Below are 25,353 nucleotides of genomic sequence, written 5' to 3'. Positions count from 1 at the left end.
GTGACCCCCAACGTGACGCGGGCTTCAGAGTTACGCATCGGTGAGCGCTCGGTGCCGTCAAAGTCCGTTCCAGCCCTCAGGACCTCTTCGGCCAGCGAAGGGCGCGCCGCGCAGGCCGAGATCCCGACCGACTTGCGCATGGCGGACTTCGCGCACCTGTGCGCGCAGCTCGATGCGGCCACCGGGTTCGGGGCGCTGAGCGCGTACCGGCGCAGCCTGGACGACCTCAACGACGACGTGATCGAGGGCGACCTGCTCGCGCAGACCGTCCTTCAGCACGCCGCCACCATCGAGCCGGGCCGCGATCAACGGATGTCGTCGGCTGACTGGCTGTCGGCCCTCACGCGGCTCTACAGCGGCGAGGACTGCCGTCCGATGCCCAAGGGGTGGCCGACCACCGGCAAGGTGCTCTCCGACCGGCTCAAGCGGCTTCAGCCGACGCTGGCCGCGCGGGGCGTGTTCGTCGATTGGGGCCGTACCAGCTCGGCCCGCTACATCGAGATGAGCCGTCGGCCGGCGCCGCCTGAGCCCGAGCAGGTGCAGGTGCAGGTGTTCTGACCTGCGGCGACAGGGCCGCCCTTGAACAAGAAAGAAGAGCACCCGGCGCCGCGCAGAGTGCTCTTCTTGCTGTTCGGCGGCTTGCCGCCGCCCGAGGACGTGCCGCGAAGCGGCTCCTTCTACGCCCTTCGCTTTTCGCTCGTGAGAGCCGCGCACTACCAACAGACACCCCCTCTCTTTGTCCGAAGGAAAGAGACCCTGCGTCACCCCCGTCACCACGGCGGAAAAACGGCCCCTGACCTGCTGCTTCAAGGTGACGCAGACGGCAAATCGCTGCGTCATCGTGCGTCACCTGCGTCATCCCGCGACAGCACCCCTGTGTCACCGATGACGCGCCGCCGCACCCCTGCGTCACGCCAAAACAGCAGGTCAGTGGCCATTCGTGACGGACATGACGCGATGACGCAGAAATCCCAACCTCGGACACACGCGCCTCCAATTCACGTGCACCGCGGCTCAACTCCCGAGGACGCCATGAGCCGAACCCGTTCCACTCCACCCGACCCCCGCGCCACTCTGCGCGGCGGCCTGCCCGACCGGTACCTCACCCCCGACGACATCGCCGCGATGTTCGGCGTCCCGCTCGAAACCGTCTACCAGTGGCGCAAGAAGCGCACCGGCCCTCCCGGCTTCCGCATCGGCAAGCACCTGCGCTACGACCCCGCCGACGTGCAGACCTACGTCACCGAACTGCGCCGCGTGGACGCCGACACCGCCTGACACCACCAGTCGAATCCGCTGTTCAACTCCCCTGGGAGGGCCACCCCGTGGCCCTCCCAGCGTGCTGTCGAGAAGGGACCGCGCCACATGGCAGGCCACATCCAAGACCGCTGGTTCAAGACCGAGACCGACGACGACGGGAACCCCGTCCTCGGCAGCGACGGCAAGCCCCGCCGCGTCAGGTCCGACCGCCACGGCACCGGCATGCGCTACCGGGCCCGCTACATCGGCCCCGACGGAACCGAGAAATCCCAGAGCTTCCCTGACGGCAAGAAGCGACTTGCCGAGAAGTGGCTGACGAAGATCGAGGCCGACATGGACAGCGGCCGGTACGTCGATCCCAAAGCGAGCCGAACCACGTTCCGCCAGTACGCCGAGAAGTGGCTCAAGTCGCAGACGACCGATGCGACTACTCGTGAGCCCGTATCCGTTCAGGTCAGGCGCCACGCCATCCCCTACCTGGGGACGCGTCCACTCGGTTCTTGCAAGCCGGAGCACATTCGAGAGTGGCTCGCAGAGCTGGAACGAGCAGTACCCGCATCGTCGTACCGCCGTGTCATCTTCGCGAGCGTCTCGGCTGTGTTCACGGCAGCCGTGGAGGATGACCACCTGCACCGAAATCCCTGCAAGGCGAGCACCGTCCGCGCGCCTGGCCCGAACAACCGCCGTGTTGTCCCGTGGACCACGGAGCGCACGTTCGCCGTGCGCGCCGCGCTCCCCGAGCAGTACCGGGCGACCGTCGACCTGGGCGCGGGATGCGGCCTGAGGCAAGGCGAGATCTTCGGCCTTCCGGTCGACGAGATCGGGTTCGATACCGGCTGGCTGCACGTCGGATACCAAGTGAAGGTCGCGGAAGGACGGCTCGTCTTCGCGCCACCGAAGCGCAACAAGGAGCGCGACGTACCACTCGCCGATTCCGTCGCGCATGCCCTCAAGGAGCATATGGACGCCCATCCACCCGTCGAAGTCACGCTGCCGTGGCTGCGCCCCGATGGCGAGCTGCTCACCAAGCGGCTCTTGTTCGTCCGCCCCGACGGCGACGGCGCAGTGCGGCGTACGGACTTCAACACGCGGTTCTGGAAGCCCGCTCTCGTGACGGCCGGCGTCATCCCCAAGCCCAAGCCTGGCGAACGACACCAGGCGGCCCGCGAGCACGGCATGCACGCGCTCAGGCACTTCTACGCGTCCGTGCTCCTGGACGCGGGCGAGAACATCAAGGCTCTGAGTACCTACCTCGGGCACACGGACCCCGGCTTCACGCTCCGCGTGTACACGCACCTGCTCCCGAGTAGCGAGGGCCGTAGCCGCAAGGCCGTGGATTCCGTGTTTCAGCGGCCCGGTTCGCCGCCGGACGGCCCACAGACGGCCCAGGGCTAGCCAGACCGCCGAAGGGGCCCACGGTCCAAGACCGTGAGCCCCTTCCGAGCGACAGGCGAAAAGCGCTCTGACCTGCGCTTAAAGCACCGGCAGATTCTTCCTCAGCTCGAAGGCCGTCACCTCGGAGCGGTACTCCTCCCACTCCTGCTTCTTGTTGCGCAGGAAGAAGTCGAAGACATGCTCGCCGAGCGTCTCGGCGACCAGTTCGCTGCGCTCCATCAGTTCGATCGCCTCGCCCAGGTTCTGCGGCAGCGGCTCGATGCCCATCGCGCGGCGCTCCGAGTCGGAGAGCGCCCACACGTCGTCGTCGGCGCCGGCCGGGAGTTCGTAGTTCTCCTCGACGCCCTTGAGCCCCGCCGCGAGCAGCAGCGCGTAGGTCAGGTACGGGTTGGCCCCGGAGTCGATGGAGCGGACCTCGACCCGCGCCGAGCCGGTCTTGCCCGGCTTGTACATGGGGACGCGGATCAGCGCGGAGCGGTTGTTGTGCCCCCAGCAGATGTACGAGGGGGCCTCGCCGCCCGCCCCCGCGCTGCGCGCCGAGCCGCCCCAGATCCGCTTGTAGGAGTTGACCCACTGGTTGGTGACCGCGCAGACCTCTGCGGCGTGCGTCAGCAGGCCCGCGATGAAGGACCGGCCCACCTTGGAGAGCTGGTACTCGGAGCCCGACTCGTAGAAGGCGTTGCGGTCGCCCTCGAAGAGGGAGAGGTGGGTGTGCATGCCCGAGCCCGGGTACTCGCTGAACGGCTTCGGCATGAAGGTGGCCTGCACCCCCTGCTCCAGCGCGACCTGCTTCATGACCAGCCGGAAGGTCATGATGTTGTCGGCGGTCGACAGCGCGTCGGCGTACCGGAGATCGATCTCCTGCTGTCCCGGTGCGCCCTCGTGGTGGCTGAACTCGACCGAGATGCCCATGGATTCGAGCATGGTGATCGCCTGGCGGCGGAAGTCCATGCCGACGTTCTGCGGAGTGTGGTCGAAGTAGCCGGAGTTGTCGGCTGGGGTGGGGCGGGTGCCGTCGAGCGGCTTGTCCTTCAGGAGGTAGAACTCGATCTCCGGGTGGGTGTAGAAGGTGAAGCCCAGGTCGGAGGTCTTGGCCAGGATCCGCTTCAGCACATAGCGGGGGTCGGCGAAGGACGGGGAGCCGTCCGGCATCAGGATGTCGCAGAACATCCGGGCGGTACCGGGAGCCTCCGCGCGCCACGGCAGGATCTGGAAGGTACTGGGGTCCGGCTTGGCGATCATGTCGGACTCGTAGACCCGCGCGAATCCCTCGATGGCCGATCCGTCGAAACCGATGCCCTCGTCGAAGGCCTGCTCCAGCTCGGCGGGTGCCACGGCGACCGACTTCAGGAACCCGAGGACGTCGGTGAACCACAGGCGCACAAAGCGGATGTCGCGCTCCTCCAGCGTACGGAGTACGAATTCCTGCTGTTTATCCATACCGTTCCTACCTATCCTTGCTGGTCAGCCACCTGCTCCCACGCCTCCGGAGTCACCGGGGCTCATGAGCATCCCACCACACGATTTCCAGCATGTTGCGAACCCTCGTCCGAACATCTGACCCCGTTCGGGTGTACCGCAGCCTCCATTGTGAGTCACGTGGGGGCCGTGAACGAGTCAGGGTCGCCGCCCTCCCGGACGGCCCCCGCGAGGGCGGCGACCACGTCGAACACCCGCGTACGGTGTTGATGTTGTGCGGGCCGCCGGCCGGCTACCAGCGGACCAGCGCGCCCAGCAGGGACGCCCCCGCGACCAGCCACGCGACGTAGTCACCGACGTGCCCCGAGTGGAGCCGGCGCAGTGGCCGGAACCGGTCGGGGCCGCCGAGACGGTCCGGCCGGCGCACGGCCACGGTGGCCAGGGCCGCCGCGAGCACCGTGGACAGCAGTCCCAGGAGCACTCCGGCAGCCGACCACGCGGGCCCGTGGTCCGCCTTCCCCGGCATCGCCTCGTCCAGCGCGTGGCCGACCGCGCCGGCGATGCCCGGCACCACACCGGCGGCCAGTGCCCCGGCGAGCAGCACCGCCGGCACCGCGAGCATGGTGTCGGGGACGCGGGACAGCGGCCGGTCGCCGGTCTCGGGCTCCTCGTGCTCACCGCTCGTCTCGTACCGGCGGCTCTCCTCCGGGGGCCTGCCGAACCCGCCGAAGACCCGCGCGGCGACGCGCAGTACCGCTCCCCCGGTGAGCACCGACACCGCGACGCAGAGCACCGTGAGGGGGATGCCTGCCGACTCCTCGATGACCGCCTTGCCCAGGGCCGTGCCGAACGGCGGCAGCCCCGCGAGTGCGAGACCGCCGGCCGTGAACAGCACACCGACGAACGGGAGTCCACGCGCCCGGCCGTGCAGTTCGTGCTCGTCGATGGAGCCGTAACGGTCGAGGAGGATCCCGGCGCAGGCGAAGAGCGCCGCCTTCACACCCGCGTGCCCCAGCACGTACAGCGCGACGCCCGCAGACGCCTGCGGGGTGAGCAGTCCGAGGCCGACGAGGAAGAGGCCGGTGTGCGCGACGGTCGAGAAGGCGAGCAGGCGTTTGAGATGGCGCTGGTACCAGCACATGACCGCCCCGACCAGGGCGGTCAGTACGCCGAGGGTCACCAGGGCCCGCTCGGCGTCGTGCGCCGGGACGCCGCCCGGGCCGCCGAAGACCGTCCAGTAGACCCGCCCCGTCCCGTACACCCCGAGCTCGACCATCACACCGGAGAGCAGCATGCAGACCGGGGTGGGGGCGACCGCGTGCGCGTCGGGAAGCCAGAAGTGGAAGGGGACGGCGGCCGCTTTGACGAGCAGCCCGGTGAGGATGAGGACGAAGGCGGTGAGGACGAGGGCGTCCGGTCCGCCCTGCTCGTCCAGGCGGCGCCCGATGGCCCGCATACCGAGTTCACCGGTCCGTGCGTAGAGCAGCACGATCCCGGTGAGCGTGGCGTACGCGCCGAGCGAGTTGACGATGCCGAAGGTGAGGGCGCCCTGGACCGCTTTCGCCTCCTCGACCCGGTAGCCGGTGAGCGCATAGGCGACCACGCTCATCAGCTCGAAGAAGACGAAGGCGTTGAAGAGGTCCCCGGTGAGCACGAAGCCGCACATTCCTGCCTGGAAGAGCAGGACGAGCGCGGGGAACGCCCCGGCGTGCCGCAGCGGTGGCTCGTCGAAGTACCGCCAGGAGTAGGCGAGTACGGCGACGACGAGCAGGGAGATCAGCGTGGCGATGCCCAGCGCGAGCGGGTCGCCGGTGAGGACGATGCCGACGCTCTGCCCGTGCTCCGGGGTCCAGCCGCCGACCCATTCGGCTGCGTGGTCCGTGCCGCCCGCGAGCTGGACGGCGGAGAGCGCCGCGGTGCCCGCGGCGAAGGCGGCGGCGATCACTTCGGCGGCGGACCTGGGCAGCCTGCGGCCGGCGGCGACCAGGGCGACGGCCCCGGCGAGCGGGAGCGCCACGATCAGCGGCAGCAGCTGGTTCAGCTGCCCGGACCCGTTCATCCGCGCAGCTCGGAGAGTTCGTCGGGGTCGACGGTGCCGTGCCGTTTGTCGACCTGCACGACGAGCGCGAGCAGCAGTGCGGTGAGGGTGGCGCCGACCACCACGTCGGTCAGGGCCAGGGCCTGCACGACGGGATCCACCAGGGGCCGTGAGCCCGGCTTCAGATCGGAGAAGACCGGGGCGGTGCCGCCGTCGCGGTAGCCGACGGAGAGGAGGAGGACATAGGTGGAGGACTGGCAGACGGCGAGGCAGCCCACGGCATGGATGAGATTGCGGCTGGTGGCGAGGCCGTAGATACCGATGACGAAGATCCATCCGGCGATCGCGTACGGCAGTGCGGACATCATCGCGTCGCTGTCTCCGTCTCTGTCTCCTCGATCTCCAGTGCCTGGTCGAGGAAGCCGGCGAGGAGGACGACCACCGCGCAGGCGACCTCCACCCCGATGGCCGCGTTGAGCAGCGGCACGGTCCCGCCCGACGCGAGGGTGTTGAAGGTGCCGTACGGCAGGAAGTTGGCGAGGAACGAGGTCCCGCAGAGGAGTCCCGCGAGCCCCAGGACCAGATAGGCGCCCTCGCCCGCCGCGTCACCGATGTGGTAGACGCCGATGGGCCGGACCCGCTCCAGCGCCCGGTAGTCGACCGCGATGTAGAGCAGATGCAGGGCGGTGGCCATCACGACGCCGCCCTGGAATCCGCCGCCGGGGCTGAGCTGGCCGTGCGCGACCACGTACGCCCCCGCGAGCAGGGTGACGGGCAGCGCCACCAGCGCGTAGCGGCGCACGGAGCGCAGGACGGGGGCGGGCTCGGGGCGGTGCTGCCGCTCGCCCCGTGTCTGGCGCAGCAGCACGACCGTGCCGAGGACCGCGCCGAAGAGGATGCTCTCCTCCCCCAGGGTGTCGAAGGCCCGCTGGTCGAAGTTGACGGAGGAGATGACGTTGGCGGTGTGCCGGCTCAGCGCCGCCCGCACCGCGCGCTCGCCGTACGGGTGGACAGCCCCGCCGAAGCGCGGGAGCAGCCGGTACGCGCCGGCGAGCATGGCCGCGAGTCCCGCCAGGCCCAGGGCCAGCACCCACAGTCGCAGCCGTCGGCTCATCCGCTCCGCTCCTTCCGCTCGCCCCGGCGCCTGCGGCGGACCTTGCGTACGGAGAGGAGCACCAGCAGCGGGGTGAGCGCGGAGCCCACCGAGAGCTGGGAGAGCGCCACGTCCGGGGCCTGGAGGACGGTGAACAGCACGGCCAGGGCGAGGCCGAGTACCGAGAGGACCAGCGCCTGCCGGGCGGGGTCCCGGACCAGGACCGCGGCGGTCGCGGCGGCCGCGACCAGCAGCAGCGCGATGGTGATCAGCGCGTCAGTCATGGGGCGCCGCCTCCGGGACCGGGTCGTCCAGCGCCCGTGAAGCGACGACGTTGCCGACGACCAGCAGGGCCCCGATGACGAGCAGCTTGACCGTCGCCCGGCCCGGCCCGGTCACCACGCACAGCGGCAGGACGACCAGCACCGTGGCGGCGACGGCCGGCCAGCTGGTCCGGGAGCTGTGCGGCGGGTCGTCCGCCAGGTCGTCGGCGAGCAGCCGGGCGTACACCAGGGTGCCGACCGGGCCGAGTACCGCGAGAACGAGGGCGAGATCGGTGTACGCGGAGGAGCGGCCGAACCCCTGGGCGAGCAGCAGCAGGGCGAGGCAGACCAGCAGAGTGGCCTGGTTCTGGGCGACGACGCGGCGCCGCAGCGGGCCGGTGGCCACCCCCCACAGGGCCGGTGCCAGCCCGCACACCAGCAGCGCGGCGGCGGCGAAGAGCCAGCCGTTCACCGTTGCCTCACCGCCGTCCGTGCCGCGCGGGCGGCGACTGCCGCCGGCAGTGCCAACGCCGCTCCCACCGCTGCTTCCAGTACGTCCACGGTGCTGATGAGGACCAGCCACAGCGCCGTCAGAGCCGCCCACCAGAGCAGCAGTTCCGCGGCGATCGCATACTTGTGCACCCTTCGTCCACCTCCGTACGCCAGTGCCCCGGCCACAGTGCCGCACTTGTGCTGTCCGGCCCCTGTGCCATGCCGCATGCCCCGCCATTACGATCTGAGCCCCCGGACCGTCCGTATCCCACCAGGACTTGAGGACTCATCGATGGCTTCGACGCAGGGCTCGAAGAACGATCGCAGGACCCGAATAGAGGAGATGCGCCGCGCCGAGAAGTCGCGTGAGCGCCGTGTCCGTATCGCCGCGATCACGGTGGCGGCGGTCGCCGTGGCGGGTCTGGTCGGCTTCGGTACGTATCTCGTCAGCGACAGCTCGTCGGACAGCACGGCGTCCGACAGCACGGCGGACGGCGCGACGACAGCCGGGCCCATCAAGGGTGAGCGGGACTGGGACATCAAGAAGCTCGGCCGCACCCACGTCACCACGAAGGTGAACTACCCGATGACGCCGCCGGTGGGCGGGAACCACAACCAGGTCTGGATGGACTGCAACGGGAACGTCTACACCAAGCCGCTCCCCGACATGAACGCCGTCCACTCGCTGGAGCACGGCTCGGTCTGGGTCACCTACACGGACAAGGCCCCGGCGGCCGATGTGAAGAAGCTCGGCGCGAAGGTGTCGAGGACTCCGTACTCTCTGATGAGCCCGTACCCGGGCCAGTCGGGTGCGATCATGCTCAGCGCCTGGGGCAAGCAGGTGACGGTGGACGGCGCGAACGATCCGAGGGTGAACCAGTTCTTCACCAAGTACGTGCAGGGCCCGCAGACCCCGGAGCCGGGCGCGGCGTGCACGGGCGGGCTGGGCGCCCAGTGAGCAGGGGCACCCGGCTGCTGGCCGTCGCAGCCGCCGTTCTCGTCCTGCTGTGCGCGGCCGCCGGGACGATGGCGTTCACCAGGGGCCCCGGCACGCACTCCGCTCCCGCCGCGCGGACGCCCACCGAGGGATCGGCGGACGCCGGTTTCGCGCGCGACATGTCGGTCCATCACCAGCAGGCCGTGGAGATGTCGTTCATCGTGCGGGACCGCACGGACAACGCCGATGTGCGCCGTCTCGCGTACGACATCGCCAACACCCAGGCCAACCAGCGCGGCATGATGACGGGCTGGCTGAACCTGTGGGGGCTGCCGGTGAGCGACGCGGACCGGCTGCCGATGCAGTGGATGGGGATGGGCCAGGAGCCGTCCACGGACGGGGCGTTGATGCCCGGCATGGCCACCACGGCGCAGCTCTCCACCCTGCGGAAGCTGAGCGGCAGGAAGGCGGAGATCCTCTACCTCCAGCTGATGACGGCCCACCACAAGGGCGGTATCCACATGGCGGAGGGGTGTGTGCAGCTCTGCAAGGTCGGCGCGGAGAAGAAGCTGGCGCAGGGAATGGTGGCCGCCCAGCAGTCCGAGGTGCAGCTCATGGCCGATCTGCTGAAGGAAAGGGGCGCTTCGGCAACAACGGGATCAACTGCCGGTTCATGACCGTTCCTTGATCTCTTCTTGGTCATCACATACCCCTGGCATGAGCTGTTCATCGGGCAGGGTGTGGCGTACACGCGTACCTGCGACGAACCGCAACACAGGGGGTTCCATGAGATCCAGCCGCTCGAAAATGCGCGCCGGGCTGAGCGTGGCAGCGACACTGCCACTGCTCGCCGGCGCGCTGGCTCTGTCCATACCCAGCGCCAACGCCGACTCCGGTACGGGCAGCCGCCATGCACTTCAGGGCACCAAGCCGCTGTGGGCGAAGGCCTCCGCCGACCGTGGCGCGAGCGCGAACTCGGGCCAGGTGAACGCGCGCGTCTATCTGGCCGGGCGCGACGCCCAGGGCCTGACGGCGTACGCGAAGGAGGTGTCGGACCCGCAGTCCGCCTCCTACGGCAAGTACCTGAGCGCGAAGCAGGCCAAGGCCCGCTTCGGCACGACGCCCGAGCAGATCAAGCAGGTCACCGCCTGGCTGAAGTCCTCGGGTCTGAAGGTCACCGGCTCGAACCAGCACTACGTCTCGGTCAGCGGTGACGTGAGCGCGGCCGAGAAGGCCTTCTCGACGCAGCTGCACAACTACCGCAAGGGCAGCAAGACCTACCGCGCCCCGACGTCGACGGCTTCTGCGCCCGCGTCCCTCCGGGGTGCGGTGCTGACGGTGGTCGGCCTCGACAACGCGCCGCACAACGTCAAGCACGACACCACGACGCTGCCCCCGCCCAGCGCGGTCTTCAAGAACGCCGGGCCGATGTCGTCGTACTACGGCTCGAAGGTCAACAAGACGCTTCCGAACGCGTACGGCGAGAAGGCCCCCTACGCGATCAAGGGCTACACCGGTCAGCAGCTGCGCTCCGCGTACGGCGCGGGCAACAAGACCGGCAAGGGCGTCACGGTCGCCATCACGGACGCCTACGCCTCGCCGACCATCGCGCAGGACGCGACCAAGTACGCCAAGCGCAACGGCGACAGCGCGTACGCCGGCGGCCAGCTCTCGCAGGTGCTGCCGAGCGACTACACCGACATCGACGAGTGCGGCGCGGCCGGCTGGTACGGCGAGGAGACCCTCGACGTCCAGGCCGTCCACGCGGTGGCACCCAAGTCGGACATCGTGTACGTCGGCGCCGCGTCCTGCAACGACGACGCGCTGCTCGACTCGCTCGGCAAGGTCGTCGACAACCACCTCGCCGACATCGTCTCCAACTCCTGGGGCGACATCGAGGCCAACGAGACCCCGGCCGTCGCGGCCGCCTACGACCAGGTCTTCCAGCTGGGCGCCGTCGAGGGCATCGGCTTCTACTTCTCCACCGGCGACAACGGCGACGAGGTCGCCAACACCGGTACGAAGCAGGTCGACACCCCGGCCAACTCCGCCTGGGTGACGGCGGTCGGCGGTACCTCGCTCGCCGTGGGCAAGGGCGACAAGTACCAGTGGGAGACCGGCTGGGGCACCCTGAAGTCGAGCCTCTCGGCCGACAACAAGACCTGGACGGCCTTCCCCGGCACCTTCAACGGCGGCGCGGGCGGCGGCACCAGCAAGACCGTGGCGCAGCCGTTCTACCAGCGCGGTGTGGTCCCCGGGAAGCTCGCCAAGGCCAACGGCAAGACGGCCATGCGCACCACTCCGGACATCTCGGCGATCGCTGACCCGAACACCGGTTTCCTGGTGGGCCAGACGCAGACCTTCCCGGACGGTTCGCAGCAGTACAGCGAGTACCGCATCGGCGGCACCTCGCTGGCGGCTCCGGTCATCGCGGGCATCCAGGCGCTGGCGCAGCAGGCGCAGCACGGGGTTCCGATCGGGTTCGCCAACCCGTCGATCTACTCCCGCTACGGCACGCCGGCGTACCACGACGTCACCGACCACCCGCTGGGCGCGGGCCACACCCAGTCGGTCGTCCGGGTCGACTTCGCCAACAGTGTCGACGCGAGCGGTGGTCTGCTGACCTCGCTGCGGACGCTCGGCGCGGACTCCTCGCTGGTCGCCACCGTCGGCTACGACGACGTGACGGGTGTCGGCAGCCCGGGACGGACGTACATCAGCTCGTTCGCCCGTCGCTGACCGCCGCAGGCTGTCACTGACGTCCGCGGTACGGCGACCCGTCGTCGCACGCGGTAGTCACAGTCGCCGCCCCGCCCCCTGCAACCCCGCATCGCGGGTGGGGGCGGGGCGGCACTGCTGTGACATGCCGCAGCGGCCTGCCGCAGTGACATACCGCGCACCCTCCCAGCAGGACATCGCGTCAGAGAGACGATTACACTGGCCACGTGCCTCAACTACGCCTCGCACTGAATCAGATCGACTCGACCGTCGGTGACCTCGCCGGGAACGCCGAGGCGATCGTCCACTGGACCCGGCACTCCATCGAGCAGGGCGCCCATCTGGTGGCGTTCCCCGAGATGATGCTGACCGGATACCCCGTCGAGGACCTGGCCCTGCGGTCGTCCTTCGTCGACGCGTCCCGGGCCGCGCTGCGCGCGCTCGCCGCCCGGCTGGACACCGAAGGGTTCGGGGAGGTCCCCGTCGTCGTCGGCTACCTCGACCGCACCGAGAAGGCCCAGCCCCGCTACGGGCAGCCCGCGGGCGCCCCGCGGGACGCCGGGGCCGTGCTGCACCGCGGGGAGGTCGCGCTGACCTTCTCCAAACACCACCTGCCGAACTACGGCGTCTTCGACGAGTTCCGCTACTTCGTCCCCGGCGAGACCCTCCCGGTGATCCGGGTGCACGGCGTCGATGTCGCGCTCGCCATCTGCGAGGACCTCTGGCAGGACGGCGGACGGGTCCCCGCCACCCGGTCGGCTGGCGCCGGACTGCTGGTCTCGATCAACGCGTCGCCGTACGAGCTGAACAAGGACGACCAGCGCCTTGAGCTGGTCCGCAAGCGGGCCAGGGAGGCCGGCTGCACCACCGCGTACGTCGCGATGACCGGCGGCCAGGACGAGCTGGTCTACGACGGCGACTCGATCGTGGTCGACCAGGACGGCGAAGTCGTCGCGCGGGCACCGCAGTTCACCGAGGGCTGTGTGGTGGTCGACCTGGAGCTGCCCGCCGCGGGCCCGGTCCCTTCCGGCGTGGTCGCCGACGGGCTGCGCATCGAGCACGTCACGCTCTCCGACAAGCCGGTTCCCGAGTACCCGGCCGAGCTGCCCGGCGGCTACGCCGACCGGCTCGACGACGACGAGGAGCTGTACACGGCGCTGGTCGTGGGCCTGCGGGCGTACGCGGCGAAGAACGGCTTCTCCTCGGTGCTGATCGGGCTCTCCGGCGGTATCGACTCGGCGCTCGTCGCGGCCATCGCCTGCGACGCCATCGGTGCGAAGAACGTGTACGGCGTCTCGATGCCGTCCAAGTACTCGTCCGACCACTCCCGGGGCGACGCGGCCGAACTGGCCCGGCGTACCGGGCTGAACTACCGGACCGTGGAGATCGCGCCGATGTTCGACGCGTACATGGAGTCGCTCTCGCTCACCGGCCTGGCCGAGGAGAACCTCCAGTCGCGGCTGCGCGGCACCACGCTGATGGCCATCTCCAACCAGGAGGGCCAGATCGTGCTCGCGCCGGGCAACAAGTCCGAGCTGGCGGTGGGGTACTCGACGCTCTACGGCGACTCGGTCGGCGCGTACGGCCCGATCAAGGACGTCTACAAGACGTCGATCTTCCGGCTCGCCGAGTGGCGGAACCGGGCGGCGACCGAGCGGGGCCAGACGCCGCCGATCCCGGAGAACTCGATCTCCAAGCCGCCCAGCGCCGAGCTGCGCCCGGGTCAGGTCGACACGGACTCGCTGCCGGACTACGAGGTGCTCGACGCGATCCTGGCGCGGTACGTCGACGCCGACCAGGGCCTCGACTCCATTGTCGCGGCCGGGTTCGACCCGGAGCTGGTGGCGAAGACGCTCCGGATGGTGGACACCGCCGAGTACAAGCGGCGTCAGTACCCGCCGGGCACCAAGATCTCCGCGAAGGGGTTCGGCAAGGACCGGCGGCTGCCGATCACGAACCGCTGGCGCGAGACGAGCTGAGCGCACGCTCCGTACGGGGGCCTTCCGCGACCACGCGGGAGGCCCCCTTCCGCGTACCGCGGTCCAGCACGCCCGCGGTCACCGCGATGGCGAGACCGATCACGGCGAGCGCCGCGCCCACCAGGGTCGGTGACATCCAGCCCCAGCCTGCCGCGATGGCGACCCCGCCGAGCCAGGCGCCGCCCGCGTTGGCCAGGTTGAAGGCGGAGTGGTTGGAGGCCGACGCGAGGGTGGGGGCCGACCTGGCCTTCTCCATCACCAGCATCTGGAGCGGGGTCGTGGTCATGAAGCCAACCGCGCCGAGGAGCACCACGCTCAGCAGCGCGGCCCACTTCACATGGACGGTGAAGTCGAACGCGACCAGCACGACGGCGAGCCCGGCCAGCGAGCCGTACACCGTGGGGCGCAGCGCCCGGTCGCTCAGCGGCCCGGCGGCCAGCGCGCCCAGCGTCATACCGATACCGAAGAGCGCGAGCACCAGGGTCACCGAGGACTCGGAGAAGCCCATGACCTCGGTGGTGATCGAGGCGAGGTAGCTGTACACGGCGAAGACCCCGGCGAAGCCGAAGACCGCGGTGAGCAGCCCGAGGAGCACCTGCCGGTTGCCGAGGGCGCGCACCTCGTGGCGCAGGCTCTGGTGTGCGTCGACGGGGACGTACGGGATGAGCCGGGCCAGCGCGGCCAGCGCCACCAGGCCGATCACGCCGACCACGACGAAGGTGGCGCGCCAGCCGAGGTGCTGCCCGAGCAGGGTGGCGGCGGGGACGCCGACGATGTTGGCGATGGTCAGGCCGAGGAACATGGTGGCGACGGCGCGGCCGCGCCTGCCCTCGTCGACCAGGCCTGAGGCGACGACCGCGCCGACGCCGAAGAAGGCGCCGTGCGGCAGCCCGGCGAGTACCCGCCCGGCCAGCAGCCAGCCGAAGCCGGGCGCGAAGGCGGATGCCAGGTTGCCGACGGTGAACAGGGCCATCAGGAGCAGCAGCATCCGCTTGCGCGGGATCCGGGAGCCGATGGCGGTGAGGAGCGGGGCGCCGACGACGACGCCGATCGCGTAGGCGGAGACGAGATAGCCCGCAGTGGGCACGGAGGTGCCCAGGTCGTCGGCGACATTGGGCAGCAGGCCCATCATCACGAACTCTGTGGTGCCGATGCCGAACGCGGAGATGGCCAGCGCGAGCAGGGCCAGGGGCATGAAGGGAGACCTTCTCTTACGAGAGCGGAACACGGGGACGGGATCACGGGGAGTACGGGAACGGGGGCACGGCGGCGTGCCCGAGGACCAGCGTAAGTTCTCCTGCTGAACAAAGTGTCCCCGCCGTCTTGTTCCGGCAGGTGAACGCCCCGTTAAGTGATGTGCGTCTCCCGGGAACGCCTATCCCTGGAGCTTGATGCGGGCCGCGATCGGCAGATGGTCGCTGCCGGTCCTGGGCAGCGTCCAGGAGGAGACCGGGTCGGCGCCCTTGACCAGGATCTGGTCGATCCGCGCCATCGGGAACTTCGCGGGCCAGCTGAAGCCGAAGCCGTTGCCCGCTGCGCCCTGGGTGGAGCGCATCTGCGCGCTCACCGCGTTCAGCGAACGGTCGTTCATCGTCCCGTTGAGGTCACCGAGGAGCACCACGTCCTTCAGCGGCTCCTTCCTGATGGCCGCACCCAGCGCGTCCGCGCTCTGGTCGCGCTGCGACGCGGTGAACCCGGCGTCGAGCTTCACCCGCACCGAGGGGAGGTGCGCGACGTAGAAAGCGACCTTGCCCTTGGGTGTGGTGACCGTGGACCGCAGGGCGCGGACCCAGCCGAGCCTTATATTGACGGGCTCGGTGTCGCTCATCGGGTACTTGCTCCAGAGCCCGACCGTGCCCTCCACCGCGTGGTACGGGTAGGTGGCCGCGAGGGCCCTCGAGTACGTCGAGACCTTGCCCGCCGCCAGCTCCTCCAGGGCGACCACGTCGGCGCCCGAAGCGGCGACCTTCTTCGCGGTGCCCACCGGGTCGGGGTTCGCCGCGTTCACGTTGTGGGTGGCCACCACCAGGTCGCCGCCGGAGGCCGACTTGTCGGTGAGCAGTCCGCCGAAGACGTTCAGCCAGACGATGACGGGCAGCAGCAGGGCGATCAGCGCGGTGGCCGAGCGGCGCAGCAGCCCCAGAACGAGCAGGACCGGGATGCCGATCAGGCCCAGCCAGGGCAGGAAGGTCTCGGTGAGACTGCCGAGGTTGCCGATGTCGTTGGGGAGATGCCCGTGGAAGAGCATCGTCAGCGTGAGCAGAACGGCGAAGCACGCGAGGACGATGCCGCGGCGCCAGATGCCCTGGTCACCCCGCCAGCGCCCGCCGAACAGACGCCGGGAACCGGACTCGGAATGCCCGTGCTCCGAGCCGCCGTGTTCCGTGTCCGTGAAGTGCGCCTGCGCCATACCGTTGCCCTCGCTGCCTTGCCGTGCACGCCGTCCCGCCCTTGACACTAAGCGATGGAACGGCACTTTCCGCGCCGTGGGGACACGGCCGTACTGTCACGAGGACGTGGGGGTGGCACCTGGAGTTCCGGTTGTGACGGAATGCGCATATTTCAGCTGTGCTGCCCCTCGCTTCCGCGCGGAGCGAGCCCCTCCAGGAGCGCGTCCACGACCCTGGCGGCCAGATCGTCATCGAGCTCCGCTTCGGGGCGGAGCACGGTGCGCAGCAGCATGGGCCCCACGAACAGGTCGTTGATCAGGTCCGGGGCGAGGTCGGAGCGGATCTCGCCCTCCTCGATCCCCCGGCGCACGATCTCCGCCCCCATCCGGCGGCGGGCCTCGACGACCGTGTCGTGGTAGGCCCGCCAGAGTTCCGGATAGCTCTGCATCTGCGCGAAGACGTTGTACAGCAGTGTCGATGAGCGCTTCGCGAGGCCCTGCCGGCGCAGCGATTCGAGCATGGCGACCAGATAGTCGCGGACCGAGGTGCCCCGCAGCTCCGGGGCAGCGGGCTCGATGGCCTTGAGCACATCGATGAAGAGTTCTTCCTTGCCCTTCCAGCGGCGGTAGATGGTCGCCTTGCCGACGCCCGCGGTGCGGGCGACCCGCTCGATGGACACCTCGGTGAGCGGGACGCCCTCCTCCAGCAGCTTCACCACGGCCTCGACGATCGACCGCTCGACCGCCTCCGAGCGCGGCCGTCCGCGCCGCTGCTCAGCCGGCCTGTGTTCCGTCGGGGGCACGCCCGCTCCACCTCTCGCTGTCCGTTCAGTCCGTACCGATTGTCGCCGACGTGGGGACCGCCTCCACCTCCGCTCCGGCGGCGCCGCCGGACTTCGGACGACCGGGCAGGAAGAGCACCACCACGACGGCGCCGAGCAGGGCGACCCCGGCCGAGCCGAGTGCCGTCACATGCATGGCGTGCAGGAATGCGGTGTCCGCCCGGCCCGCGAGTGCGCGGCCGGCCGGGCCGAGCTTCTCCGCGATGCCCAGCGTCGCCTCGATCGACTCCCCCGCCGCCTTGCGCGCACCGGGCGGCACCGCGCCGAGGTGACCCTCGATGCCACTCCGGTACGAGGCGGAGAGCACCGACCCCAGGACGGCGACCCCGAGCGCCCCGCCCACCTGGCGGAAGGTGTTGTTGATCGCGGAACCGGAACCGGCCTTCTCACGGGGCAGCGACTGCATGATCGAGACGGTGACCGGCGGCATGATGTGGGCCATTCCCGTGCCCATGACGAAGAAGACGGCCTCCATCACCCAGATGGGCGTACCAGCGCCGAAGAACGCGAAACAGCCAAGCCCGGCGGCGACCAGCACCATGCCGGCCGTGCAGACGGCGCGGGCGCCGAACCGCTCGACGACGAGCCTGGCCCGCGGCGAGAAGATCATCTGGGCTGCGGCGAGCGGGAGCAGCAGGACGCCGGACTCCAGCGCGCTGTAGCCGCGGACGCTCTGCATGTAGAACGCGGAGAAGAAGGTGACGCCCATCAGCGCGAAGAAGACCAGCGCGATGGCGGCGACGGCCGCGGAGAACGCCGGGTTCTTGAAGTAGGTGACGTCGATGGCCGGGTGGCTGCTGTGCTTCTCGTACAGCACGAAGCCGGTCAGTACCGCGACCCCGCCGAGCGTGGTCAGCAGTACGGACGGCGCCGTGAAGTCGGCCAGTTCGCCGCCGCGGATGATCCCGTACACCAGCAGCACCAGGCCGACGATGGACAGGCTCACGCCCACCGGGTCGATGTGGCCGGGGTTGGGGTCCCTCGAATCGGGGACCAGCAACACCATCGCGATCAGCGCGACGATCACCACCGGCACATTGACCAGGAACACCGAGCCCCACCAGAAGTGTTCGAGCAGCACTCCGCCGGTGATCGGGCCGATGGCGATGGCCAGGCCGACGCCGCCGGCCCAGATACCGATGGCCTTGGGCTGCTCCTCGCGCTCGAAGACGTTCATCAGCACGGCGAGAGTGGCGGGCATCACGAAGGCCCCGCCGAGGCCCATCACGGCCCGGAACGCGACGAGTTCGGCCGGCGAGGTGGAGAGCGCGGCGAGCACCGAGCCGATTCCGAAGACCGCGAGCCCGAAGAGCAGGACCTTCTTGCGGCCGATGCGGTCACCCAGAAGGCCCGCGGTGAAGAGCAGTCCGGCGAAGACCAGCGTGTAGGCGTTGATCGCCCATTCCAGCTGGCTCTGGGTGGCGCCGAGTCCGGTCGGCGCGGGGGCGGCGATGGTCTTGACCGCCACATTGAGGATGGAGTTGTCGAGCACCACTATCAGCAGGCTCAGCATCAGCGCGGCCAGGATCGCCCAGCGGCGCCGGTGTACGGCTTCGGGTATGCGGGGCGCTGCGACTGGCCCCGTGGAGTTGGTCATGCGGACAGCTTAGCAATTTCGATACGACACCGTCTCGTATCGAAAAGATTTTACCCGGCGGCCGGTTGCGGGCCCGGAGCCCACTTCCGTACGACGGCGGTCCGGTGCAACCATGGAGGCGGTCCGGGGACGCCGTCAGGGCGCCTCGAGATGACGAACAGGAGCGTTGCGATGACGCGCGCGTTGAACCCCCAGAGCCCCACCGCCTCCGCCGGGAAGCCCGCCGACAGCAGCAAGGCGCTGTACGGCGGCCGGAGCAGCAGGCGCATCACCGTCCACGACATCGGCGGCGCCAAGGAGCGCGGCGAGAAGTGGCCCATGCTCACCGCGTACGACGCGATGACCGCTTCCGTCTTCGACGAGGCAGGCATCCCGGTGATGCTCGTCGGCGACTCGATGGGCAACTGCCATCTCGGCTACGACACCACGGTCCCGGTCACCCTCGACGAGATGACGATGCTCTCCGCCGCCGTCGTACGCGGCACCTCAAGGGCGCTGATCGTCGCCGACCTGCCCTTCGGCAGCTACCAGGAAGGCCCCGTCCAGGCACTGCGCAGCGCGATGCGGCTGATCAAGGACGCGGGCGTGGGCGCGGTGAAGCTGGAGGGCGGCGAGCGCTCCCACCAGCAGATCGATCTGCTCGTGCGGTCCGGCATCCCCGTCATGGGGCACATCGGGCTGACGCCGCAGTCCGTCAACTCCATGGGCTACCGGGTGCAGGGCCGCGGCGAGGAGGCCGCGCAGCAGCTGCTGCGCGACGCCAAGGCCGTGCAGGACGCGGGCGCGTTCGCGGTCGTACTCGAACTCGTACCCGCCGAGCTGGCCGCCGAGGTCACCCGCATCCTGCACATTCCGACGGTCGGGATCGGCGCCGGCCCCGAGTGCGACGCGCAGGTGCTCGTCTACACCGACATGGTCGGTCTGACGGGCGGCAAGGTGCCGCGCTTCACCAAGCAGTACGCGGACCTCCGCCGGACGCTCGGCGACGCGGCGAAGGAGTTCGCCGACGAGGTCGTCGGCGGGACGTTCCCGCAGGAGCAGCACACCTTCCACTAGGTCCTGTCCGGCCCTTCCCGGGCCCCTTCGAGGCCACTGCCGCACGGACCGACAGCCCGCCGACATCCCCCATCGGCGGGCTGTCGGCATTCTGTCGGTGACTTGTCAGTGGTGGCTGGTCTGATAGTCGGCATGACGCGAATCGACAAGAACCCCGGGAACGGCGGACCCGCCGTACAGGTGCGGGGGCTGGTGAAGCACTACGGGGACACGAAGGCCCTGGACGGCGTGGACCTGGACGTCCGGGAGGGCACGGTCCTCGGTGTGCTCGGGCCCAACGGCGCCGGGAAGACCACCCTCGTACGAGTCCTCTCCACCCTGTTGCAGCCCGACTCGGGCACCGCGACCGTGGCCGGCTACAACGTCCTGACCCAGCCCCGGCAGCTGCGCCGGGTCATCGGTCTCACCGGGCAGTACGCATCGGTCGACGAGAAGCTCTCCGGCTGGGAGAACCTCTACATGATCGGCAGGCTGCTCGACCTCCCCCGCAAGGACGCCAGGCGCCGCGCGGACGAGCTGCTTGAGCGGTTCTCGCTGACGGAGGCCGCCAAGAAGGCCGCGATGAACTACTCGGGCGGGATGCGCCGCAGGCTCGACCTGGCCGCTTCCATGATCGGCAACCCGTCGGTGCTCTTCCTCGACGAGCCGACGACCGGTCTCGACCCCCGTACCCGCAACGAGGTCTGGGACGAGGTGCAGCGGATGGTCGCGGAGGGGGCGACCGTGCTCATCACCACCCAGTACATGGAGGAGGCCGAGCAGCTCGCCAACGAGCTGACGGTCATCGACAAGGGCAAGGTCATCGCCAACGGCAAGGTGAACGAGCTGAAGGCGAAGGTCGGCGGCCGCACCCTCCGGATCGAGCCGAGCGACCGTGCTCAGCTGCCCGCCATGGCGCGCGCCCTGGCCGAGGCAGGGCTCGACGGTGTCGCCGGCTCGCAGGCGGTGCCCGACGAGGGCCTGCTCAATGTGCCGATCCTCAGCGACGAGCAACTGACCGCGGTGGTCGGCCTGCTGGCCTCGCGCGGCTTCGGCATCACCAACATCGGTACCCATCTGCCCAGCCTGGACGAGGTGTTCCTGGCCATCACCGGCCAGAAGCCCACCGTGCAGGACGGCTTCGACGAGAACGAGAAGACGGACCAGGTCCAGGAGGCCGCGGTATGAGCACGGCAACGATCGAGAAACCGGCACCCGCCGTGACTGCCGCGACCGCCGGTGAGGGGCGGATCGGGCTGCGGGCCAATCTGCGCCACATCGGAGCGCTGGCCCGGCGCAACGCGCTGCAGATCAAGGCAGATCCGGAGTCGATGTTCGACGTCCTGTTCATGCCGATCATCTTCACCCTGCTGTTCGTGTTCGTCTTCGGCGGCGCCATCGCGGGCAAGGGCAACCAGACGCAGTACGTCGACTACGTCGTCCCCGGCCTGATGGCGATGATGGGCATGAACATCGCCATGGCCGTCGGCACCGGGGTCAACGACGACTTCAAGAAGGGGGTGATGGACCGGTTCCGCAGTATGCCCATCGCCCGGTCGTCCGTCCTCATCGCGAAGATCGTCGTGGAGATCGGCCGGATGCTGGTCGCCATCACGATCCTGCTGACCGTGGGCTTCATCCTCGGTCTCACCATCCACACCTCGGTGCTCTCGCTCTTCGCGGCGATCGGCCTCTCGCTGGTGTTCGGCGCCTCGCTGATGTGGATCTTCATTCTGCTCGGACTGACCATGAAGACGGTGCAGGCCGTCCAGGGGATGGCCATGCTGGTTCTGATGCCGCTGCAGTTCGGCTCGTCGATCTTCGCCCCGCCCACCACGATGCCCGGCTGGCTCCAGGCGTTCACCGACTACAACCCGCTCTCCAACCTCGCGGACGCGGCACGGAACCTGGTGAACGGCGGCCCGGTCGCCCACTCCGTGCTGATGACGCTCGGCTGGTCGGTGGCGATCACCGCGCTCACCGCTCCGCTGGCGATCCGGAAGTTCCGCAAGAAGACCTGACCGGGCCGCCGGGTCCGCCGGCCCGGCGGTCCCGTTCACCGATCGCGTCGCTCCACCAGGGCGGTGGCCTCCTCCGGGGTGAGGCCACCGCCCTCGGCGTACGCACGCTCGTAGCCGGCGTCCCCCAGCGCTGCGCGGGCGGCCGCCTCGGCCTTCCCTCGGTTGGCGCGCTCCGTGGCCGCGCTGAAGTGGCCGGGCGGCAGCTGCGCGTCGGATGACGCGATCAGCCGCGCCGCGTCCCGGGCGTCCGCCGGATCGCCGAGGCCCGCCAGCGACCAGGCATACGTCACCAGATGGGTGGCGGGCATCTGCGGGGCCACCATCAGCGACAGCGGATCACGGGTCCGGGTCAGCGCCTTCCGTGCATGGTCGATGCCGTCGGCGTACCGGCCTTCCTCGTTGTCGAGCCAGGCCGTCAGACCGAGCAGGATGCCCTCGAAGACGGCGAGCGGACCCGACGTGAACTTCTCGTGCAGCAGGTCCAGTTCGACCCGTGCTTCCGCCGTCCGGCCGCTGCGGCCCAGCCACATCGCGAGGAACATCCGGGCCATCGGCCAGACCTCGTGCCCGAGGTCGGGGCCCTGCTCCTCCGCCAGGAGTTCCCGCAGGATCGCCTCGCCCTCATCGCCGCGGCCCGCTTCGAGGAGCACCCCGGCGTGCCGCGCCCGCAACACCGCGACCTGGGTCCGGGCGCCGAGCTTCTCGGCGTAGCCCAGGGCCATCCGGTAATCCTCACCAGCGAGCAGGAAGTCGCCGCGCCGCTCACGCGCCTCGCCCCGCGCCGAGAGCGCCTCGCCGGCGCCCCAGGCGTCGCCGAGGCGGATGAAGATGTCGAGGGCCTCCTCGGCGTCCCTGGACGCGTCGCCCGCCCAGTCGCTGCGATTGGCCAGGATGTTGGCCCGCATCTGCAGGGCGGAGGCCAGCTCCCACTCGTAGCCGAAGTTCCGGCAGGAACGCACCGTCTCGTCGAGCACCACCCGCAGCTGGTCGGGGGAGCCGGTGCCGGTGAGCATGACGGCGAAGAACCAGAGCGAGGCGGGGCTCCGGCAGGTCTGCGGCAGCCCGGGCCCGTAGGCCTCCACCACCCGGCTGAGCCGCTCCCTGCTCTCCGGTGTGTTCCAGTCGTCGAAGTCGTGGTCGGCCGAGGTCAGGTGGATCAGCCGCACCCCGCGCCGCGCCTCCTCCAGGAGTTCGGGGCTCATCGGCGGCGGGGCGTCCGTGCACCGCGCGTGCAGCGGCGGGGCCTTCACGACCGGCGGTTCGAACGGGTCGGGGCCGAGTTCCGCGGTCGCGGCGGTCCAGTGCCTGGAGTCGCTGCGCAGATCGCGCATCTGCCAGAACCAGGCGAGGGAGTGCACCAGGATCAGCGCCTCCTGCTCGTCGCCCGCGGCGACGGCACGGCGCAGGGCGGTGCGCACGTTCTCGTACTCGCGCACCAGCAGGTCGATCGCCGCGCGCTGCCCGTGCCCGCGCAGTTCGGGGTCGGCCCGCCTGGCAAGCTCCCGGTAGTGCACCAGGTGGCAGCGCTCGGCATCGGCGCGGTCCCCGGCCTCGTCCAGCCGCTCGGCCGCGTACTCGCCGACGGTTTCGAGCAGCCGGTAGCGCATGTCGCCTTCGCCCGAAGGGGCCGCCACCACCAGGGACTTGTCGACCAGTGAACCCAGTACGTCCAGGGCGTCGGCGCCGCACACCGCCTCCACCGCGGTGAGCCCGCAGCCCCCGGCGAAGACGGAGAGCCTGCGCAGTACGGTGCGCTCCGGCCCGTCCAGCAGGTCCCAGGACCAGTCGACGACCGCCCGCAGGGTCTGCTGGCGCGGCAGGGTGGTCCGGGCGCCACCGGTGAGCAGCCGGAACCGGTTGTCGAGGCGGTCGGCGATCTGGCGCGGGGAGAGCATCCGCAGCCGGGCCGCGGCGAGTTCGATGGCCAGCGGCAGTCCGTCGAGGCGGCGGCAGATCTCGGTGGCGGCCGCCGGGTCGTCGTCGATCCGGAAGCCCGGTCTCGCGGCGCTCCCGCGCTCGGCGAACAGCCGCAGCGCGGACGGCTGGGGCAGCGGTTCGAGGGGGCGTACGACCTCGCCGGGCACCCCGAGCGGCTCCCGGCTGGTGGCGAGGATCGTCAGACCGGGGCAGTGTGCGAGGAGTTCCTCGGCGAGGGTGGCGGCGGCCCCGATGACGTGCTCGCAGTTGTCGAGCAGGAGCAGCATCCGGCGCCGCGCGCAGTGCTCGGCGAGCCGGGTGAGGGGGTCGTCCGCGTGCCGGTCGGCGGCGCGTATCTCCTCGGCGCCCGCACCGCGCAGCACCGTCTCGCGGGCGCCGAGTGCGCCCAGTACCGCTTCGGGCACGGTCTCCGGGTCGTCCACCGGGGCCAGTTCGGCCAGCCACACCCCGTCGGGCCAGGCTCCGGCGGCGGCCTCGGCCGCCTCCTGCGAGAGCCGGGTCTTGCCGGCCCCGCCGGGGCCGAGCAGCGTGACGAGCCGGGCCGACCCGAGGTCGCCGCGCAGGGCGTCGATGTCGCTCTCACGTCCGACGAAGCTGGTCAGCCGGGCCCGCAGGTTGCCGGGCGGGCGTCCGGGGGCCGGGGCGGGGCTCGCCTGCTCAGAGGTGTCCAGGCCCGGCGGCTGCCGGTCAGTGATCTGCCCGCTCGGGGGCTGCTGGCCCGGGGTCTCCGGTCCGGCGGCGGGTGCGGCCGGGGCCTGCCCGTCCGGCCGGTGCTCTGCGGCGGGCTCGCCGGATGACAGCAACTCGGCGTACAGCGAGCGCAGTTCGGGCCCCGGGTCCACGCCGAGCCGCTCCACGAGGCCGCGCCGCACCTCCTCGTACGCCACCAGCGCCTCCGCCGTCCGCCCCGCGTCCCGCAGCGCCCGGATCCGCAGGGCCTGCAGCGGTTCGTCGATCGGATGGCCGGCGCAGAGCGCGGCCAGCTCCGGCAGCGTCTCATCGGCCCGGCCGAGCGCGAGCGCGGCGCCGAGCGCCGCCCGGCGCGTGTCCAGCCGCCGGGCCTCCCAGCGGGCCGCCACCGCCGTGCGGTCGGGGAGGTCGGCGAGCACCATCCCCCGCCACAGCGCCAGCGCGTCCTCCAGGAGAACGGCCGCCTTGGCCGGGTCGCCCTCGTCCAGCGCCCGCGCCCCCTCCCCCGCCAGCCGCTCGAACCGGTACAGATCGACGTCGTCCGGATCGGCGCACAGCCGGTACCCGCCGTCCACGGAGACGACGGCCGCATGTCCGATGGCCCGCCGCAGCCGGGCCACCAGCGCCTGGAGCGCGCCGGTGGCGTCGGCGGGCGGCTCGCCGTCCCACACCTCGCCGACCAGCACGGCCGCCGGGACGGTCCGTCCGACGCGCAGCGCCAGCACGGTGAGGAGAGCACGCAGCCGCGCCCCGCCGAGGGCGACGGCCGTGCCGTCGGGGCGGAGCGCCTGGGTCGTGGAGAGGATCCGGTAGCGCACGGGCCCATTGTCCGTTACCCGGCGCACCTCAGCCGCCCGGTCTTTCCAGCTCGACCAGGACACCGGTCGCACGCCTGTCGTGACCCGGCGCGCCGGCCCCGTCCGCCTCCCGGCTGAACCACTTCGGGCAGCGCCGCACGGACCGCAGCCCGAGCCGCCCCGGCACGGGCTCGTACCCGGACCCGCTCGTCGCCTCCACGAACTCCTCCGTCATCACCTGGATCGACCGGACGCGCGCCGTCAGCGGCTCCGCCTCCGGACCGCCCATGCTGTGGTTCGAGACGCGGAGCGTCCCGTCGGGCAGGCCGGGGCCGGCCCCGGCGTACGGGCCCACGGTCCAGGTGACCTCGTCGCCCACCGAGAACGGGGTGCCGCAGCACTCCATCTCCCAGTCCGCGTACACCACCTGCCATACCGTCATGCCCCCAC

The 25,353-nt window shown here is 70.5% G+C and carries 22 protein-coding genes and 1 pseudogene; 10 read left to right on the top strand and 13 right to left on the bottom strand.

Annotated elements, in window-relative coordinates; genetic code table 11:
- Nucleotides 1-102: 102 nt before the first annotated feature.
- The 3 genes and pseudogenes from OG385_RS24460 to OG385_RS24450 form a co-directional block, all read left to right on the top strand.
- A pseudogene (locus tag OG385_RS24460) lies at nt 103-558 on the top strand (ATP-binding protein); the annotation flags it as partial.
- A gap of 474 nt (nt 559-1,032) precedes the next feature.
- Entirely contained in the window at nt 1,033-1,278 is a 246-nt protein-coding gene (locus OG385_RS24455; RefSeq protein WP_266857666.1) for a helix-turn-helix domain-containing protein, read from the top strand.
- A gap of 87 nt (nt 1,279-1,365) precedes the next feature.
- Nucleotides 1,366-2,655 carry a site-specific integrase gene (locus tag OG385_RS24450; protein WP_266857664.1) on the top strand — a complete coding sequence of 430 codons (1,290 nt, stop codon included), beginning with the start codon at nt 1,366-1,368 and terminating at the stop codon, nt 2,653-2,655.
- Between the two features lie 78 nt (nt 2,656-2,733).
- Here OG385_RS24450 and OG385_RS24445 read toward each other — a convergent pair whose 3' ends face one another.
- The 7 genes from OG385_RS24445 to OG385_RS24415 form a co-directional block, all read right to left on the bottom strand.
- Nucleotides 2,734-4,095, bottom strand: a complete 1,362-nt coding sequence (locus OG385_RS24445; protein WP_266857663.1) for a glutamine synthetase family protein — start codon at nt 4,093-4,095, stop codon at nt 2,734-2,736.
- A 271-nt stretch (nt 4,096-4,366) separates the two neighbouring features.
- Nucleotides 4,367-6,115 (bottom strand): complex I subunit 5 family protein, encoded by a 1,749-nt coding sequence (locus tag OG385_RS24440; protein WP_266861138.1) that lies wholly within the window; start codon nt 6,113-6,115, stop codon nt 4,367-4,369.
- A gap of 14 nt (nt 6,116-6,129) precedes the next feature.
- Nucleotides 6,130-6,477 carry a sodium:proton antiporter gene (locus tag OG385_RS24435; RefSeq protein ID WP_266861136.1) on the bottom strand — a complete coding sequence of 116 codons (348 nt, stop codon included), beginning with the start codon at nt 6,475-6,477 and terminating at the stop codon, nt 6,130-6,132.
- Nucleotides 6,477-7,226: an MnhB domain-containing protein gene (locus OG385_RS24430; protein WP_266857661.1), complete on the bottom strand. Its 750-nt coding sequence runs from the start codon at nt 7,224-7,226 to the stop codon at nt 6,477-6,479. Before OG385_RS24430 ends, OG385_RS24435 begins: the two co-directional genes overlap by 1 nt.
- Complete coding sequence (locus OG385_RS24425; RefSeq protein ID WP_266857659.1) at nt 7,223-7,489, bottom strand: DUF4040 domain-containing protein; 267 nt, start codon at nt 7,487-7,489, stop codon at nt 7,223-7,225. The genes OG385_RS24430 and OG385_RS24425 overlap by 4 nt, the downstream gene beginning before the upstream one ends.
- A complete protein-coding gene (locus OG385_RS24420) occupies nt 7,482-7,940 on the bottom strand; it encodes a monovalent cation/H+ antiporter complex subunit F (RefSeq protein WP_266857657.1) in 459 nt (152 codons plus the stop codon). Before OG385_RS24420 ends, OG385_RS24425 begins: the two co-directional genes overlap by 8 nt.
- A complete protein-coding gene (locus OG385_RS24415; RefSeq protein WP_266857655.1) occupies nt 7,937-8,110 on the bottom strand; it encodes a hypothetical protein in 174 nt (57 codons plus the stop codon). The genes OG385_RS24420 and OG385_RS24415 overlap by 4 nt, the downstream gene beginning before the upstream one ends.
- Before the next feature lie 142 nt (nt 8,111-8,252).
- Between OG385_RS24415 and OG385_RS24410 the strand changes: the two genes are divergently transcribed.
- The 4 genes from OG385_RS24410 to OG385_RS24395 all read left to right on the top strand — a co-directional run bounded on the left by OG385_RS24410 (nt 8,253) and on the right by OG385_RS24395 (nt 13,594).
- Nucleotides 8,253-8,918, top strand: a complete 666-nt coding sequence (locus OG385_RS24410; protein ID WP_266857653.1) for a DUF3105 domain-containing protein — start codon at nt 8,253-8,255, stop codon at nt 8,916-8,918.
- Between the two features lie 68 nt (nt 8,919-8,986).
- Entirely contained in the window at nt 8,987-9,574 is a 588-nt protein-coding gene (locus tag OG385_RS24405; protein ID WP_266861134.1) for a DUF305 domain-containing protein, read from the top strand.
- A gap of 109 nt (nt 9,575-9,683) precedes the next feature.
- Nucleotides 9,684-11,636 (top strand): protease pro-enzyme activation domain-containing protein, encoded by a 1,953-nt coding sequence (locus tag OG385_RS24400; RefSeq protein WP_266857651.1) that lies wholly within the window; start codon nt 9,684-9,686, stop codon nt 11,634-11,636.
- A 206-nt stretch (nt 11,637-11,842) separates the two neighbouring features.
- Nucleotides 11,843-13,594, top strand: a complete 1,752-nt coding sequence (locus tag OG385_RS24395) for an NAD+ synthase (protein ID WP_266857649.1) — start codon at nt 11,843-11,845, stop codon at nt 13,592-13,594.
- Here OG385_RS24395 and OG385_RS24390 read toward each other — a convergent pair.
- From OG385_RS24390 to OG385_RS24375, 4 genes are all read right to left on the bottom strand, one after another.
- Entirely contained in the window at nt 13,566-14,789 is a 1,224-nt protein-coding gene (locus tag OG385_RS24390) for an MFS transporter (RefSeq protein WP_266857647.1), read from the bottom strand. The genes OG385_RS24395 and OG385_RS24390 overlap by 29 nt on opposite strands.
- 180 nt (nt 14,790-14,969) lie before the next feature.
- Nucleotides 14,970-16,004, bottom strand: a complete 1,035-nt coding sequence (locus tag OG385_RS24385) for an endonuclease/exonuclease/phosphatase family protein (RefSeq protein WP_266857645.1) — start codon at nt 16,002-16,004, stop codon at nt 14,970-14,972.
- A 152-nt stretch (nt 16,005-16,156) separates the two neighbouring features.
- Nucleotides 16,157-16,786 (bottom strand): TetR/AcrR family transcriptional regulator, encoded by a 630-nt coding sequence (locus OG385_RS24380; protein WP_266857643.1) that lies wholly within the window; start codon nt 16,784-16,786, stop codon nt 16,157-16,159.
- Between the two features lie 25 nt (nt 16,787-16,811).
- Entirely contained in the window at nt 16,812-18,422 is a 1,611-nt protein-coding gene (locus tag OG385_RS24375; RefSeq protein WP_266857642.1) for an MFS transporter, read from the bottom strand.
- A 171-nt stretch (nt 18,423-18,593) separates the two neighbouring features.
- On the opposite strand from OG385_RS24375, the gene panB reads away from it, so the two are divergent.
- From panB to OG385_RS24360, 3 genes are all read left to right on the top strand, one after another.
- A complete protein-coding gene (gene panB, locus OG385_RS24370; RefSeq protein ID WP_266857640.1) occupies nt 18,594-19,478 on the top strand; it encodes a 3-methyl-2-oxobutanoate hydroxymethyltransferase in 885 nt (294 codons plus the stop codon).
- 132 nt (nt 19,479-19,610) lie between these two features.
- Complete coding sequence (locus tag OG385_RS24365; protein ID WP_266857639.1) at nt 19,611-20,645, top strand: ATP-binding cassette domain-containing protein; 1,035 nt, start codon at nt 19,611-19,613, stop codon at nt 20,643-20,645.
- Nucleotides 20,642-21,478, top strand: coding sequence for an ABC transporter permease (locus OG385_RS24360; protein ID WP_266857637.1), 837 nt, complete (start codon nt 20,642-20,644; stop codon nt 21,476-21,478). The genes OG385_RS24365 and OG385_RS24360 overlap by 4 nt, the downstream gene beginning before the upstream one ends.
- 35 nt (nt 21,479-21,513) lie before the next feature.
- Here the strand turns inward: OG385_RS24360 and OG385_RS24355 are convergent, their stop codons facing one another.
- Nucleotides 21,514-24,924, bottom strand: coding sequence for a BTAD domain-containing putative transcriptional regulator (locus OG385_RS24355; protein WP_266857635.1), 3,411 nt, complete (start codon nt 24,922-24,924; stop codon nt 21,514-21,516).
- Between the two features lie 28 nt (nt 24,925-24,952).
- Complete coding sequence (locus tag OG385_RS24350; protein WP_266857634.1) at nt 24,953-25,345, bottom strand: DUF6578 domain-containing protein; 393 nt, start codon at nt 25,343-25,345, stop codon at nt 24,953-24,955.
- Nucleotides 25,346-25,353: the final 8 nt, after the last annotated feature.

This window comes from Streptomyces sp. NBC_01306 (assembly GCF_026340465.1).
In the GTDB taxonomy this organism is placed as follows: Bacteria; Actinomycetota; Actinomycetes; order Streptomycetales; family Streptomycetaceae; genus Streptomyces.
Note: the sequence above shows the minus strand (reverse complement) of the source record. Positions and strands in the feature narration are given on the sequence as shown.